At 70.3% G+C, this 15227-nt stretch carries 14 protein-coding genes; 8 read left to right on the forward strand and 6 right to left on the reverse strand.

Annotation, left to right across the window (positions count from 1 at the left end; all coding sequences use genetic code 11):
* Positions 1–13 precede the first annotated feature (13 nt).
* On the reverse strand, positions 14–1270 hold the full coding sequence (serB, locus tag ACFZAX_RS25200) for a phosphoserine phosphatase SerB (protein WP_390964379.1): 1257 nt from the start codon (positions 1268–1270) through the stop codon (positions 14–16).
* A gap of 286 nt (positions 1271–1556) precedes the next feature.
* Between serB and ACFZAX_RS25205 the strand changes: the two genes are divergently transcribed.
* On the forward strand, positions 1557–4229 hold the full coding sequence (locus tag ACFZAX_RS25205) for an FHA domain-containing protein (RefSeq protein ID WP_390964381.1): 2673 nt from the start codon (positions 1557–1559) through the stop codon (positions 4227–4229).
* Positions 4230–4364: 135 nt separating this feature from the next.
* Here the strand turns inward: ACFZAX_RS25205 and ACFZAX_RS25210 are convergent, their stop codons facing one another.
* The gene (locus ACFZAX_RS25210; protein ID WP_390964383.1) at positions 4365–5153 is read right to left on the reverse strand and encodes a transglycosylase SLT domain-containing protein; all 789 of its coding nucleotides are present in this window, start codon (positions 5151–5153) and stop codon (positions 4365–4367) included.
* 472 nt (positions 5154–5625) lie between these two features.
* Between ACFZAX_RS25210 and ACFZAX_RS25215 the strand changes: the two genes are divergently transcribed.
* Both ACFZAX_RS25215 and ACFZAX_RS25220 read left to right on the forward strand, forming a co-directional pair.
* Positions 5626–6771, forward strand: coding sequence for a GAF domain-containing protein (locus ACFZAX_RS25215; protein WP_390964385.1), 1146 nt, complete (start codon positions 5626–5628; stop codon positions 6769–6771).
* Positions 6764–7408, forward strand: a complete 645-nt coding sequence (locus tag ACFZAX_RS25220; RefSeq protein WP_390964386.1) for a response regulator — start codon at positions 6764–6766, stop codon at positions 7406–7408. The genes ACFZAX_RS25215 and ACFZAX_RS25220 overlap by 8 nt, the downstream gene beginning before the upstream one ends.
* Positions 7409–7443: 35 nt before the next feature.
* Here ACFZAX_RS25220 and ACFZAX_RS25225 read toward each other — a convergent pair whose 3' ends face one another.
* Positions 7444–8232, reverse strand: coding sequence for a hypothetical protein (locus tag ACFZAX_RS25225; RefSeq protein WP_390964388.1), 789 nt, complete (start codon positions 8230–8232; stop codon positions 7444–7446).
* Positions 8233–8377: 145 nt separating this feature from the next.
* Between ACFZAX_RS25225 and ACFZAX_RS25230 the strand changes: the two genes are divergently transcribed.
* The 4 genes from ACFZAX_RS25230 (at position 8378) to ACFZAX_RS25245 (ending at position 11825) form a co-directional block, all read left to right on the forward strand.
* A complete protein-coding gene (locus tag ACFZAX_RS25230; protein WP_390964389.1) occupies positions 8378–9175 on the forward strand; it encodes an ATP-binding cassette domain-containing protein in 798 nt (265 codons plus the stop codon).
* Between the two features lie 212 nt (positions 9176–9387).
* A complete protein-coding gene (locus ACFZAX_RS25235; RefSeq protein WP_390964390.1) occupies positions 9388–9813 on the forward strand; it encodes an NfeD family protein in 426 nt (141 codons plus the stop codon).
* A gap of 132 nt (positions 9814–9945) precedes the next feature.
* On the forward strand, positions 9946–10890 hold the full coding sequence (locus ACFZAX_RS25240; RefSeq protein WP_327174997.1) for an SPFH domain-containing protein: 945 nt from the start codon (positions 9946–9948) through the stop codon (positions 10888–10890).
* 167 nt (positions 10891–11057) lie between these two features.
* On the forward strand, positions 11058–11825 hold the full coding sequence (locus ACFZAX_RS25245; protein WP_390964392.1) for a TSUP family transporter: 768 nt from the start codon (positions 11058–11060) through the stop codon (positions 11823–11825).
* A 93-nt stretch (positions 11826–11918) separates the two neighbouring features.
* On the opposite strand, the gene ACFZAX_RS25250 is transcribed toward ACFZAX_RS25245, so the two are convergent.
* The 3 genes from ACFZAX_RS25250 to ACFZAX_RS25260 all read right to left on the reverse strand — a co-directional run bounded on the left by ACFZAX_RS25250 (position 11919) and on the right by ACFZAX_RS25260 (position 14016).
* On the reverse strand, positions 11919–12425 hold the full coding sequence (locus tag ACFZAX_RS25250; protein WP_390964393.1) for an HNH endonuclease: 507 nt from the start codon (positions 12423–12425) through the stop codon (positions 11919–11921).
* Between the two features lie 142 nt (positions 12426–12567).
* Positions 12568–13101, reverse strand: a complete 534-nt coding sequence (locus tag ACFZAX_RS25255) for a YbhB/YbcL family Raf kinase inhibitor-like protein (RefSeq protein ID WP_390964394.1) — start codon at positions 13099–13101, stop codon at positions 12568–12570.
* Between the two features lie 132 nt (positions 13102–13233).
* Positions 13234–14016: a sporulation protein gene (locus ACFZAX_RS25260; protein WP_390964396.1), complete on the reverse strand. Its 783-nt coding sequence runs from the start codon at positions 14014–14016 to the stop codon at positions 13234–13236.
* 89 nt (positions 14017–14105) lie between these two features.
* Here ACFZAX_RS25260 and ACFZAX_RS25265 point away from each other — a divergent pair, with 89 nt between their 5' ends.
* The gene (locus ACFZAX_RS25265) at positions 14106–14771 is read left to right on the forward strand and encodes a DNA-3-methyladenine glycosylase (RefSeq protein ID WP_390964397.1); all 666 of its coding nucleotides are present in this window, start codon (positions 14106–14108) and stop codon (positions 14769–14771) included.
* The last annotated feature ends 456 nt before the right edge of the window (positions 14772–15227 follow it).

The following is a 15227-nucleotide window of genomic DNA, read 5'->3' on the forward strand; positions in this document are numbered from 1 at the left end:
AACCGGAGCGTCCTCAGACGCCCGGGGCGTCCGCAGCCTCGACCTCTTCGCGGGTGATGCCCAGCAGATAGAGCACGGTGTCCAGGAACGGCACGTTCACCGCCGTGTGCGCCGCCTGCCGGACGACCGGCTTGGCGTTGAACGCCACCCCGAGACCCGCGGTGTTCAGCATGTCCAGGTCGTTGGCGCCGTCCCCGATCGCCACCGTCTGCGCCAGCGGAACGCCCGCCTGCTCGGCGAAGCTGCGCAGCAGCCGGGCCTTGCCCGCCCGGTCCACGATGTCGCCCACGACCCGCCCGGTGAGCTTCCCGCCGACGATCTCCAGGGTGTTGGCCGAGGCGAAGTCCAGCCCCAGCCGCTCCTTGAGGTCGTCCGTGACCTGGGTGAACCCGCCCGACACGACGCCGACCTGATAGCCGAGCCGCTTCAGCGTACGGATGAGGGTACGCGCCCCGGGGGTCAGCCGGACCTCCGCGCGCACCTTCTCCACGACGGACTCGTCGAGTCCGGCCAGCAGGGCGACCCGGGCGTGCAGGGACTGCTCGAAGTCCAGCTCCCCGCGCATCGCCTGCTCGGTCACCGCGGCGACCTCCTTCTCGCAGCCCGCGTGCGCGGCGAAGAGCTCGATCACCTCGTCCTGGATCAGCGTCGAGTCCACGTCCATCACCACCAGGCGCTGGGCCCGGCGGCTCAGACCGGCCGACATCACCGCCACGTCCACACCGATCTGCGCCGCCCCGACCGCCAGCGCGGTCCGCAGCTCCTCGGTGCCCGCTCCGGAGACCGCGAACTCGACGGCCGTCACCGGGTACTTCGCGAGCCGGAAGATCCGGTCGATGTTGGCACCGGTCGAAGTGATCCTGGCCGCTATGGCGGCGGTCGACTCAGCGGTCAGCGGGTTGCCCAGCACGGTCACGTGGGAACGGCCGTCGCCGCGCGGACGGTTGTCACCCGTCCCCGAGATGATCTCTGCCTGCAGCTTCAGGGACTCGGCCCAGCTGTGCACGGTCGCCCGCAGATCGCCCTCGGTGGTGCCTCCGGCGGTCGGGGTGGTCACCAGCGCGCACAGCACGATCCGGCCACGGGTGACCACCTGCTCGATGTCCACGACGTCCACCGCGTAGGCGGCGAGCGTGTCGAAAAGCCCGGCGGTGATACCGGGACGGTCCTTCCCGAAGATCTTCACGAGAAGAGTGGGGGAGTCGCTGTCCGGACGGGACCCGGGGAGCTCGGAGGACGAGGGAGACTGAGATGGCTGAGATGCGCTCATGGTGGTTCCACCGTATCGGTCGCCCCAGGAGCCCCGGCAGGCCGTCCCGAGTGGCGGACACCCGGGCCCCGCGACCTGCGGGACCGCCTGGGGCCACCCTTGCGGCACCGCCCGGCGCACCTGCCGGAACACCTGCGCGGGGCCCGCCGTCCCGCCGCCGGACCGGCTCCCGCCAACGCGCCCCCAACGCCCGGCTTTCGGATCGGGGAGTCTCCCTGGAATAGTGCCCCCCGATGTTCAGCATCCCTGGGCTTCCGCACAGCGGGGGAAAAACGGGGGACGACAAGTGGGGCGCGGAGTGCCAGAACTCGTACTGGAACTGAATGGCAGAACCTGGACGCTCGATCCGTCCAGGTCGTACACGCTCGGACGTGACCCGCAGGGGGACCTGACGTTCGAGGACGCCCGGGTGTCGTGGCGGCACGCCACGATCGGCTGGGGAGGCCACGGCTGGTTCATAGAGGACCACGGCAGCACCAACGGCACCTATGTGCGGGGCGACCGGGTGCAGCGGGCGGAGATCGGCCCCGGCACCGAAGTGCGCCTCGGCAACGCCAACGACGGGCCCAGGGTCGCCGTGACCGCTCCCGCCGCCGCGCCGCCGCAGGCGCAGGCCGGACCGGCCCAGCAGGCCCCGTACCAGCAGGCTCCGGCCCAGCAGGCCCCGTACCAGCAGGCTCCGGCCCAGCAGACTCCGTACCAGCCGCCGGTGGCGCAGGCCCAGCCGCCGGTGGCGCAGGCCCAGCAGGCGGCGCCGTACCAGCCGCAGGCCGCCCCGTACCAGCCTCCCGCCGCGCCCGCGCCCCAGCAGCAGTCCGCGCCCCAGCAGCCCTGGCAGCAGCCGCAGGACCCGGCCGCACAGGACTGGGGAGCGCAGGCGCAGGACCGGGTGGCCCAGGTCCCGCACCAGCAGGGGCCCTTCCCGGGGGCCGGAGGACCGGTGCACAGCGACCGCAGCCCGACCACCTTCCACCAGCTGTCGCTCGGCCGGGTCATGCGCATCGGCCGTGCCCTGGAGAACGAGCTGGTCGTCTCGGACCTCCAGGTCTCGCGCCTCCACGCCGAGTTCCACGCGACCCCCGACGGCCGCTTCGAGATCCGCGACCTCGGCTCGCACAACGGCACGTACGTCAACGGCCAGCAGCTCCAGAAGTCCGGGTCCGCGTTCCTGGGGCCCAACGACATCGTCGGCGTCGGCCACTCCACCTTCCGGCTGGTCGGGGACCGGCTGGAGGAGTTCGTCGACACCGGCGAAGTCTCCTTCTCCGCCCGCCACCTCACGGTGACGGTCGACGGCGGCAAGCAGATCCTCAAGGACGTCTCCTTCGGGGTCCCCGAGAAGTCGCTGGTCGCGGTGATCGGGCCGTCCGGCTCCGGCAAGTCCACCCTGCTCAAGGCGCTCACCGGCTACCGGCCCGCCGACCAGGGCGACGTCCTCTACGACAACCGTGACCTCTACAAGCAGTTCGCCGAGCTGCGCCAGCGCATCGGGCTCGTCCCGCAGGACGACATCCTGCACAAGGAGCTCTCGGTCACCAAGGCCCTGAAGTACGCGGCCAAACTCCGCTTCCCTGCCGACACCACCGAGGCCGAGCGCCAGGTCCGCATCCACGAGGTCCTCGTCGAGCTGAAGCTCGACATCCACAAGGACAAGTTGGTCACCTCCCTCTCCGGCGGTCAGCGCAAGCGCGTCTCGGTCGCCCTGGAGCTGCTGACCAAGCCGTCGCTGCTCTTCCTGGACGAGCCGACCTCGGGCCTCGACCCGGGCATGGACCGCGACGTGATGCAGCTGCTGCGCGGCCTCGCCGACGACGGCCGTACGGTCCTCGTCGTCACCCACTCCGTCGCCGAGCTGGCGATCTGCGACAAGTTGATCGTCATGGCACCCGGCGGTGCGGTGGCGTACTTCGGGCCGCCGGAGGAAGCGCTCAACTTCTTCGGCTACGACACCTGGGCCGACGTCTTCTCCGCCTTCGAGAACTACCGCGACTACGACTGGGCGGGCCGCTGGCGGGGTTCGCAGCACTACCAGATGTACGCCGCCGACATCGACGCCGTCGCCGCGCAGCCCGTGAACACGGCACCCCCGCAGCAGCTGCGCCCGCCCAAGCCTCAGGGCTGGGCGACACAGCTGTGGACCCTGATCCGCCGGTACGTCTCGGTCCTGGCGTCCGACAAGTTCTTTCTGTGCCTGATGGTCATGATGCCCGTAGTCCTGGGCGCCCTCGCCATGGTCATCCCGGCCAAGCTCGGCCTGGTCGCCCCCGCCGGCCCCCAGAAGTACAACGGCAAGGCCGGTTCGATCGTGCTGGTCCTCGCGGTCGGCATAAGCCTCGCCGGTGCGGCGAACTCCGTACGAGAACTGATCAAGGAACGCATCATCTACGAACGGGAACGGGCCACCGGCCTCTCCCGGTCCGCGTACCTGATGTCCAAGGTCATCGTCCTCGGCGTGATCACGATGCTGCAAGGCGTCATCATCTGCGCCATCGGTCTCCACGGCCGGCAGCTGCCGGAGGAAGGGCTCGTCATGCCGCCGGCCGTCGAGATCTGTGTCTCGATCATGGCGCTCGGCTTCGCCTCGGTGATGGTGGGCCTGGTCATCTCCTCGCTGGTGAAGACCGCCGAGAAGACCATGCCGCTGCTCGTCATGTTCGCGATCGTGCAGGTCGTCTTCGCCGGGGTGCTCTTCCAGATCTTCGACTCTCCCGGCCTGGAGCAGCTCGCCTGGCTGGCGCCGTCGCGCTGGGGCGTGTCCGCGGCGGGTGCCACGCTCGACCTCTCCCGTCTCATGCCACCGTGGGACGCCGAGAACCCCAGCGATCTGGACCCGCTCTGGGAGCACTCGGCGGGCGTGTGGGCCACCGACCTCGCGGTGCTGGTGGCGTTCGGTGTCGTCTGCGGCTTCGTGGTCGCCCGGCTGCTGCGCCGCCACGAGCCCGAGGTCATGCGTAAGTAGGGGACACCCCCGCGCTCCCGGGTCGCGACCCGGTACGCGAACGCGCCGGAGGGCGGCACCCCACTCGGGGTGCCGCCCTCCGGCGTTTCAGCCGTGCTCAGGCCCTGGGCCCGCGGTCCTGCCGCGAGGAGCCGGTCAGTACGCGCTGTCGACGTTGTCGATCGAGCCGTACTTGTCGGCCGCGTAGTTGGCCGAGGCGGTGATGTTGGCGACCGGGTCGTACTGGCTGTGGACCGTGCCCGGGACGTGGTAGTAGTCGAAGGTCGGCTTGATGATCTGGAGCAGACCGATCGACGGGACGCCGTTCCGGGCGTTGATGTCCCAGTCGTTGATGGCGCGCGGGTTACCGCTGGACTCGCGGATGATGTTGCGGTGCAGCCCCTCGTACGTACCGGGGATGCCCTTCTCCTTCATGATCGCGAGGGACTCGCGGATCCAGCCGTCCAGGTTTTCGGCGTAGACCGGCTTCCGCTCGGCGGAGCGGCTGGCGGACTCGTTGGACGAGCGCTGCGCGGCGTCGGACCTCGCCTTGGCCTTCGCCTCGTCGGCGGCCTTCACCTTCGCCTCGGCCTCGGCACGCTGTGCCGCCTTGGCGTCGGTCAGCGCCTTCGCGTCGGCGACGGCCTTGGCGCGGGCGGCCTCGTCCTTCGCCTTGGCGGCGTCGGCGGCCTTCACCAGCTTGGCGGCGGTCGAGTTCTGCTCGATCACACTGTCCTGCACAGCCTTGGCCCGAGCCGAGTCGGCTGCCGACGCGAAGACGACCGGGGACGACGCCACGGAGGCGTTGGTGCTCTCGGCCTGGGCGCTGCTGGGAACCAGCGAGAACGTCAGGGCGGCAACACCCAGCGCGGAGACGCCGGCGACGGAAAGCTTCTGCGTCTTGTTCAGACGACGGGTTCGGTCACATATGCGGGACACGGACATGCAGACGTACCTCTTCGAATCGTTGGAACCCCTCGCGGGGTGCCAGGACGGAGAGTGGCGGTGCGCCTCTCTGTCAGGTGGAGATGCAATTCTTAGCGACCGCAAAATGCCCTGGCAAAGGTGTGACGTACGAAGCTGTTTAGTGGACCAGGGCCTTATGTCCGTTTCGTCGAGGCCCGTCATGACCGGGTAAATCACCCTTATTCATGCACTAACGGGCTTCGTACGTGACGTGAGTCCTATGCGTGGGCTCACATGGCCGGGTTGCCGGTCTCACTGCGCGTTGCAGGAGCAACGCGCAGTGTCAACGGGTTTCCCGGCGGTGGGGAACAAGCTCCCGGAGCCGGACGGCCGCGGGCGCACGCCCCCGGCGGGCCGGACCGTCCGCGCCGCGGGACCTACGCCGGAAGGCCCGGCCACCGCCGTCCACAGCCCGATACGGGCCCTGCGCGCCGCCGGTACGGTGAGGCGTATGAGCCACCTCCGACCGTCGGGTCTCGCCGCCGTGAGCGCCGCGCTGCTCGCGATGAGCCGGCAGCTGGACATGCGCGACGTCCTCAAGACGATCGTCGCCTCCGCCCGCGAGCTGCTGGATGCCGAGTACGCGGCGCTGGGCGTCCCCGACGACCACGGGGGCTTCGCCCAGTTCGTCGTCGACGGCGTCAGCGACGAGCAGTGGAAGGCGATCGGCCCGCTGCCCCGGCAGCACGGCATCCTCGCCGCGATGCTCCACGAGGCGAAGCCCGAGCGGCTCGGCGACGTCCGCAAGGACCCCCGCTTCGGCGGCTGGCCGGACGCCCACCCCGACATGTCGGACTTCCTCGGCCTGCCCATCCAGGACGGCGACGAGACCATCGGCGCGCTCTACCTGGCCAACAAGAGGTGCCCCAAAACCGAAGGGAGCTGCGGCTTCACGGCCGAGGACGAGGAACTCCTCTCGATCCTCGCCCAGCACGCCGCCATCGCCCTCACCAACGCCCGCCTCTACGAGCGCAGCCGCGAGCTCACCATCGCCGAGGAACGCTCCCGCCTCGCCCACGAGCTGCACGACGCCGTCAGCCAGAAGCTCTTCTCCCTGCGGCTGACCGCCCAGGCCGCCGCCGCGCTGGTCGACCGCGACCCCGCACGCGCCAAGGGCGAGCTCCAGCAGGTCGCCGCCCTCGCCGCCGAGGCCGTGGACGAGCTCCGCGCCGCCGTCGTCGAGCTCCGCCCCGCCGCACTCGACGAGGACGGCCTCGTCGCCACCCTCCGCACGCAGGTCCAGGTCCTCGACCGGGCGCAGAGCGCGCGGGTCACCTTCGAGAGCCACGGCGTACGGGCGCTGCCCGCCGCCCGGGAGGAGGCGCTGCTGCGCGTCGCGCAGGAGGCCCTGCACAACGCGCTGCGCCACTCCGGCGGCGCCCGCGTCTCCGTCGCCCTGACCCGGCGCGGCGCGGGCACCGTGCTGCGGATCACCGATGACGGCCAGGGATTCGACCCCACGGCGGTCCGCCAGGCGGGCCGGCACCTCGGCCTCGTCTCGATGAGCCACCGCGCGCACAGCGTCGGCGGCACCCTCAGCGTGGAATCGGCGCCCGGAAAGGGCGCCACGATCGAGATGGAGGTCCCCGGTGGCTGACAAGACCATCCGCGTCCTGCTGGTCGACGATCATCAGGTCGTCCGGCGCGGGCTGCGCACCTTCCTGGAGGTGCAGGACGACATAGAGGTCGTCGGAGAGGCATCCGACGGCGCGGAGGGCGTCGCCCAGGCCGAGGCGCTCCGTCCCGACGTGGTGCTGATGGACATCAAGATGCCCGGCACGGACGGCATCGAGGCGCTGCGCAAGCTCCGCGAGCTGGCCAACCCCGCACGAGTGCTCGTCGTCACCAGCTTCACCGAGCAGCGGACCGTCGTCCCCGCCCTGCGCGCCGGAGCCTCCGGGTACGTCTACAAGGACGTCGACCCGGACGCCCTGGCCGGCGCCATCCGCTCCATCCACGCGGGCCACGTCCTGCTCCAGCCCGAGGTGGCCGGAGCGCTCCTCGCCCAGGAGGACGGCGGCGGCGGCACGGGCCGGGGCACCACCCTCACCGAGCGCGAGCGCGAAGTGCTCGGGCTCATCGCGGACGGCCGGTCCAACCGCGAGATCGCCCGGGCGCTGGTCCTGTCCGAGAAGACCGTCAAGACCCACGTCTCGAACATCCTGATGAAGCTCGACCTGGCCGACCGCACCCAGGCCGCCCTCTGGGCCGTACGCCACGGAATGGCCGGCTGACCGGGGGCGCCGGCTGACCGGGGCGGCGGGGGCGCCTACCGCCGCCCCCGCTCGCCCTCCTCCACGTACGCGTTGTACGCGGCCACCTGCGCCCTGCGCGCCACCCGCTCCACCGGACGCAGCGCCTCGCCCCGGGCCGCGATCTCCGAGGCGCTCACCGCGCCGCCGTGCCCGTTCTCATACGCCAGTGCGATCAGCAGCCCCACCCGCTGGGCGAGCTCCAGCACGCGTACCGCCCGGGGCGGGTACCCCGGGGCCAGCACCTCGCGCCCGCGCTCCGCCCGTGCCCGGTAGGCGTCCACCGCTGCCTCGGCCACCGGCCCGGAGCCCGCCACGTCCAGCCGCGACAGCAGCGCCGTCGCGTCCCGCAGCGCCTCCGCGAGCTCCCGCTCCGCCTCGCCCAGCGACGGCACGTCCGCCGGCGGCGCCTCCCGTACGGGTGTGACCCGCCACACCACCTCCACGTGCAGATCGCCGGGCGGCCCGGCCTCGGTCACCTCCGGCACCAGGCCGTACGCCGCCCCGGAAGCGATCACCGCCTCCCCGGTCTCCAGCGCCCGGGCGTTGAACTCCGGTGGACCGCTCAGCCCCAGCGGATGCCCCGGGGCCGGCAGCGCCACCCGGTAACCCGTCACCCCCAGCCCCCGCAGCCGCCCCAGCGCCAGCGTGAGCCCCACGGGCCCCGCCTCCCCGGGCAGTCCCTCGACGCGGTGCACCGCGTCCTCTCCGACGATTGCGTCCGCCGCGTCGTCCGGAGACACCAGTCCGGCGAGCAGCGCGTTTCCCCAGGCGGCCAGCAGCCCTGAGCGTGGTTCCGAAAGCATGGGAACAGCCTAAGAGCTGCCGCACGCTCCCCCGCTGGAACGGACCTCGCGGCCGGAGCGCTCCCCGGGTGGCGTAAGTTTTGCGTGGGAGCTGTGCCCTCCGGCACGCGACGATCTCGACACTGCATGGGGAGACAACGCGCTCATGAGCGATGTACTGGAGCTGGTGGACGTATCCGTGGTCCGCGACGGACGCGCTCTGGTGGAAGACGTCTCCTGGTCGGTCAAGGAGGGGGAGCGCTGGGTCATCCTCGGCCCGAACGGCGCCGGCAAGACGACGCTGCTCAACATCGCCTCCAGCTACCTCTTCCCGTCCACGGGAACCGCCAGGGTCCTCGGTGAGCAGCTCGGCGGCGTCGGCACCGACGTCTTCGAACTCCGCCCGCGCATCGGCATCGCCGGCGTCGCCATGGCGGAGAAGCTCCCCAAGCGCCTCACCGTCCTGCAGGCGGTGCTCACCGCCGCGTACGGCATGACGGCGACCTGGCACGAGGACTACGAGGACGTCGACGAGCAGCGCGCCCGCGCCTTCCTCGACCGGCTCGGCATGAACGACTACCTCGACCGCAAGTTCGGGACCCTCTCCGAGGGCGAGCGCAAGCGCACCCTGATCGCCCGCGCGATGATGACCGACCCCGAGCTGCTCCTGCTCGACGAGCCCGCCGCCGGACTCGACCTCGGCGGACGCGAGGACCTGGTGCGCCGCCTGGGCCGTCTGGCCCGTGACCCGTACGCCCCCTCCATGATCATGGTGACCCACCACGTCGAGGAGATCGCACCGGGATTCACCCACGTCCTGATGATCCGGCAGGGCAAGGTGCTCGCCGCCGGCCCCATGGAGACCGAGCTCACCTCGCGCAACCTCTCCCGCTGCTTCGGCCTGCCGCTCGTCGTCGAGCACCAGGGCGACCGCTACACCGCGCGCGGACTGCCGCTGTCCTAGGCCGTAGGCCGTAGGCCGTGTCCGACCATTCGCGTCGGATCAGCGGCCAAGGGCGTTCCGGAGCGTCCTCCGGCCCCGGATCCGGCCGGCACCCCCGGGCGGACAGCCTCCCGTCCCGGGCGGTCCCGGCGTCGGTCCGCCGGACACCACCTGGCCGGATCCCGCCCCACGGGGCCCTGTCCCCGGGGCACATGCGGTCCTACCATGACGACATGGACGCGTGGGTGTGGTGGCTGATCGCGGCGGTGGGGCTGGGCATTCCCCTGGTCCTGACCGCCATGCCGGAGTTCGGGATGTTCGCGGTCGGCGCGGTCGCGGGGGCGATCGTCGCCGCACTCGGCGGTGGCATCGTGGCCCAGGTGCTGGTGTTCGTCGTCGTCTCCGTCGCGCTGGTCGCCGTGGTGCGCGCGGTCGCCGCACGCCACCGGGGCGACGGCCCCCAATTCTCCTCCGGGATCGACGCGTTGAAGGGCCGCCAGGCCGTCGTGCTCGAACGCGTCGACGGCGGCGACGGCGGGCGCATCAAGCTGGCGGGCGAGATCTGGTCGGCCCGCGCACTCGACGACACCCAGAGCTTCGAGCCGGGCCGACAGGTCGACGTCGTCGACATCGACGGGGCCACCGCCATCGTCATGTGAGCGAACCGGCCACGCGGCAGGGCGAGTTCTGCGACACTCGAAGTCGATCATGTCGGCTCGCCCGGTCCGTCACAGTGAGAGCGCGACCCGATCACCAGGATCCGTCGGCTATCGAAGGGCTTGAGGCACACGATGCAACCGGTCATCATCGTCCTGATCATTTTGGTGGTGCTCGTCTTCATCGCCCTGATCAAGACGATCCAGATCATTCCGCAGGCCAGCGCCGCCATCGTCGAGCGCTTCGGGCGTTACACCCGCACGCTCAACGCGGGGCTGAACATCGTCGTCCCGTTCATCGACTCCATCCGCAACCGCATCGATCTCCGCGAGCAGGTCGTGCCCTTCCCGCCGCAGCCGGTGATCACCCAGGACAACCTGGTCGTCAACATCGACACGGTCATCTACTACCAGGTGACGGACGCCCGCGCCGCGACGTACGAAGTTGCCAGCTACATCCAGGCGATCGAGCAGCTCACCGTCACCACCCTCCGCAACATCATCGGCGGAATGGACCTGGAGCGGACCCTGACCTCCCGCGAGGAGATCAACGCGGCCCTGCGCGGTGTCCTGGACGAGGCCACCGGCAAGTGGGGCATCCGCGTCAACCGCGTGGAGCTCAAGGCCATCGAACCGCCCACCTCCATCCAGGACTCGATGGAGAAGCAGATGCGCGCCGACCGCGACAAGCGCGCAGCGATCCTCACCGCCGAGGGCATCCGGCAGTCCCAGATCCTCACCGCGGAGGGCGAGAAGCAGTCCTCGATCCTGCGCGCCGAAGGTGACGCCAAGGCCGCCGCCCTGCGCGCCGAGGGCGAGGCCCAGGCGATCCGGACCGTCTTCGAGTCCATCCACGCCGGAGACCCGGACCAGAAGCTCCTCTCGTACCAGTACCTCCAGATGCTGCCGAAGATCGCCGAGGGCGACGCCAACAAGCTCTGGATCGTGCCCAGTGAGATCGGTGACGCACTCAAGGGCCTCAGCGGCGCCTTCGGCAACCTCGGCGGCGGCGTCCCGGGCTTCGACACCGGCGGGTCCCGCCCGAGCAAGGAGCGCCGCGAAGAGCCCCCGGTCGACTGACCCCCGGCCGGCCGGCCTCTCGCGCACACGGCCCGGTGGTGCGGCCGGACGGCGGAACTCCTCTTTCCCGGGACCCCCGTCCGGCCCGCTCCGGGCCTTCGTGCATGATCGGTGCGGCACCCCGACCTTCATGGCGGGGATGCGTCACCGAACACCGAAGGAGTGGCATGTCCCTCTGGGAAATGCTCGCCGTCCTCGCCGCCGGCACCGCCGCGGGAACGATCAACACCATCGTCGGATCAGGCACGTTGATCACCTTTCCCGTGCTGCTCGCCGTCGGCCTGCCGCCGGTCACCGCCACCGTCTCCAACGCCCTCGGCCTCGTACCCGGCTCCGTCAGCGGGGCGATCGGCTACCGCGAGGAGCTCAAGGGCCAACGTCCACGCGTCATCAGACTGGGCATCAGCTGTCTGATCGGCGGACTCGCCGGCGCCACCCTCCTGCTGGCCCTGCCCTCCACAGCGTTCGAGACCATCGTCCCGGTCCTGGTCACCCTCGCCCTCGTACTGATCGTGCTCCAGCCCCGGATCAGCAAGGCCGTACAGCGCCGCCGTGAACGCACCGGCGCCCCCGCGCACCCCGAAGGCGGCCCGCTGCTCGCCGTCGGCCTCGTTCTCGCCAGCGTCTACGGCGGCTACTTCACGGCCGCCCAGGGGATCATCTACCTCTCCCTGATGACCATGCTGATCGACGACACCATGCAGCGTCTCAACGCCGTCAAGAACGTCCTGGCCGCCGTCGTCAACAGCGTCGCCGCGCTCTTCTTCCTCTTCGTCGCCGACTTCGACTGGACCGCCGTCCTCCTCATCGCGGTCGGCTCCACCCTCGGCGGCCAGATCGGCGCGCGGGTCGGCCGCCGCCTCAGCCCCACCGTGCTGCGATGCCTCATCGTGGCGGTGGGAATCTGCGCCCTCGTCCAACTGCTGCTCCGCTGACGCGCGGAAGCCCACCTCCCCCATGGAGACGGGCTTCCGGTACGCCAACGGGCGTACGTCGATCGGGCCCGGGCGGACTCGGGCCGCACGCGGTCAGGCGGCAGTACGGTCCAGCCAGTCCGGCAGCGAGGAACGGTCGGCCGATGCCATCGCCAGCAGCATCGCCTCGGCCGGCGAGGGGACGAACGGCTGCCGCAGCAACGGCATCTGCGCCTGCTCCGGCGTCCTGGCCGCCTTGCGGTGGTTGTCCTCCGCACAGGACGCCACGGTGTTCAGCCAGGTGTCCTGACCGCCCTGGGCCCGCGGCACCACATGGTCCACGGTGGACGCGCGCCGCCCGCAGTACGCGCAACGGTGCTGGTCACGTATGAGGACTCCCCGTCTCGACCACGGCGCCTGTCTTCGGAACGGCACGCGTACGTACCTGCAGAGCCTGATCACGCGGGGCACCGGGATGTCGACGGCGGCACCACGCATCCGCAGGCCGGGATCCGCCTGCTCGACGACTGCCTTGTCCGTCAGGACGAGCACCACCGCACGGTTGAGGGTCACCGTCGACAGCGGCTCGAAGCTCGCGTTGAGAACCAACGTGTCACGCATCCTGCCCGCCTCCCCTTGTGCTGCCCGCTGACCGGCGGGCCCGGACCAACTCTGGCCGGACGGGCCGTGCGGGACAACGCAATAAAAAGTGCCCTGCCCAGATCTCTCCAAGACCGGGGCAGGGCAAACGGGAGAAGAACGCTCAGCTTTCGGGAGAGGCGTACTCACCGATCAGCTGGGCGCGGCCCAGCGTGTGGAAACGCAGGTTGAATCCGACCGCGGCCGGAGGAGTGTCACTGTCCGGACCCAGCTTCTCCGTGTCCACGGCGTACACCGTGAAGACATAGCGGTGGTTCTCACCGGCCGGCGGCGCCGCACCGCCGAATTCCTTGGACCCGTAGTCGTTGCGTGCCTGCACGGCACCCTCGGGCAGTCCGGCGAAAGCACCGCTGCCCGCACCGGCCGGCAGTTCGGTGACCGAGGCCGGGATGTCGAACAGAACCCAGTGCCAGAACCCGCTGCCGGTGGGGGCGTCCGGGTCGAAGCAGGTCACGGCGAAGCTCTTCGTGCCGGCCGGGAATCCCTCCCAGCGCAGCTGCGGGGAGGTGTTGCCCTCCGCGTACACCTGCGCGTCCGCCAGCACGGCACCCGGCGCGATGTCGTCGCTCACCACCGTGAACGCGGGCACCTCGGGGTGGAAGTCGTGCGGGAGCGGGGCCCTCTTCGCTGCGGTCACATCAGCACCTTTCCTTCGGTACGGTCCCGGCGTGGGCGCTCCCCACCGGGACCTGGACGTCTCCCACGGATCATGCCGGACGCCCGCCCGGGCCCGGGCACGACCCGGCGGCCGACGGCCCGGCAACGGTCGTCACAACCAGTTGCGCTGACCGCCCACCTGGGCCATCCACTGGTTGAGGTAGGCCGCCCAGTCCGTCTGGTGGAAGTCGTTCAGACCCACCCGGAAGGAGCGGTACGAGTCGCTGCCCTCGCTGAACAGCCCCGCCTTCTTGTCCATCTCCAGAACGACGTCCATCTCGCGGTCGTCCGCGACGAAGGACAGCTCGACCTGGTTCAGACCGCGGTACTGCTGCGGCGGTACGAACTCGATCTCCTGGTAGAACGGCAGCTGCTGGCGCGTTCCCCGGATGTGGCCGCGCTCCATGTCCGCGCTGCGGAAACGGAAACCGAGCTGCCCGAACGCGTCCAGGATCGCCTGCTGGGCGGGGAGCGGGTGGACGCTGATCGGGTCCAGGTCGCCGGAGTCCAGCGCGCGGGCGATGTCCAGCTCCGTCGTCACCCCGATGTTCATGCCGTGCAGGTTCTGCCCCGCGAACGTGGTGATGGGCGTCTCCCACGGGATCTCCAGCCCGAACGGCACCACGTGGACGGCACCGGCCTGCACCTCGAACGCCCCGCCGAGCCGCAGCTTGGTGAACTCGATGTCCTGCTTCATCTCCTGATCGTTGCCCTCCACCTCGACCCGCGCCTGAAGACCGACCGAGAGACCCTGGATCTGCTGGGCGACGGACCCGCCCTGGACACGCACCTCGCCCTGGACGACGCCACCGGGGACGACGTTGAGCTCGATGAGCTCCGTCTCCACCGACGCGCCGCCGGCGCCCATGCTCGCGAGGAGCCGCTTGAAGCCCATGGTTTTCTCCTTATAGGTGACTGACCCCTACATACGCGCCCTGACCGTAGCCGGTTCCCCCCACCGTTCCGCCAGTACCCTCGGTCGCCATGAACGACGCCACCGATGACACCACCGCGGATCTCCCGGACCGCACGCCGCTGACGCGGGACTTCTTCGACCGCGACGTCCTGGACGTAGCCCCGGACCTGCTCGGCCGCACGCTGGTGCGGCGTACCACCGAGGGGCCCATCGAGCTGCGCCTGACCGAGGTGGAGGCGTACGCGGGCGAGATCGACCCCGGTTCGCACGCCTTCCGCGGCAGAACAGCCCGCAACGCCGTGATGTACGGCCCGCCGGGCCACGCGTACGTGTACTTCACGTACGGGATGTGGCACTGCCTGAACCTGGTGTGCGGCCCGGAGGGGCGGGCGAGTGGAGTGCTGCTGCGGGCCGGTGAAATCCGTACCGGTGCTGATCTCGCCCGTCCTCGTCGACTTTCGGCCCGGCACGACCGAGAACTCGCCAAAGGACCGGCCCGTCTGGCAACCGCTCTCTCGATCGACCGGGCGCTCGACGGAAGCGATGCCGTCGTCGGCCCGCCGGAGCCGATGTCCGTCCTGTACGGCACCCCGCCACCGCGTGACCAGGTGCGGTGCGGCCCGCGTACCGGAGTGGGCGGCGACGGAGCCCATCAGCCCTGGCGCTTCTGGATCGACGGCGACCCGACCGTGAGCCCCTACCGGGCGCACGCCCCGCGGCGCCGCCGGACTTGACGCAGCCTCGGGCAGTCCCTAATGTAGTCCGAGCCGCTTTACACGGGTGCAGTTGTCGGACCGGTCCTCCGGACCACACCGACTGGCCTCGATGCGGCCAACCACTACCTTCGATCCGCCCTGACGGGTGCGAATTCAGTGTGCCCGAATTCGCTTCGAGCGCTCGATTATGAGTCGTCGCGGAAATGGACTACGGTAGCGGCATCGCCAAAAGGAAGCCGAAAGGCAGACATGAGGCAAAGGCCCCGACAGGCCGCCGGAATCAAGCTCGGACCGGAAACGGAACGAAAAGAGTCTGGTAGAGTCGGACTCGCCGGAAAGGGAAACGCGAAAGCGAAGAACTGGAAAGCGAAAATTGCTCGACCCGCTTCGACCGGGAATCGGACAGATAAGAGTCTGATAGAGTCGGAAACGCAAGAACGAAGGGAAGCGCCCGGAGGGCCCCGGTGAAACGGG

Source organism: Streptomyces sp. NPDC008125 (assembly GCF_042957125.1).
Classification (GTDB): Bacteria; Actinomycetota; Actinomycetes; order Streptomycetales; family Streptomycetaceae; genus Streptomyces.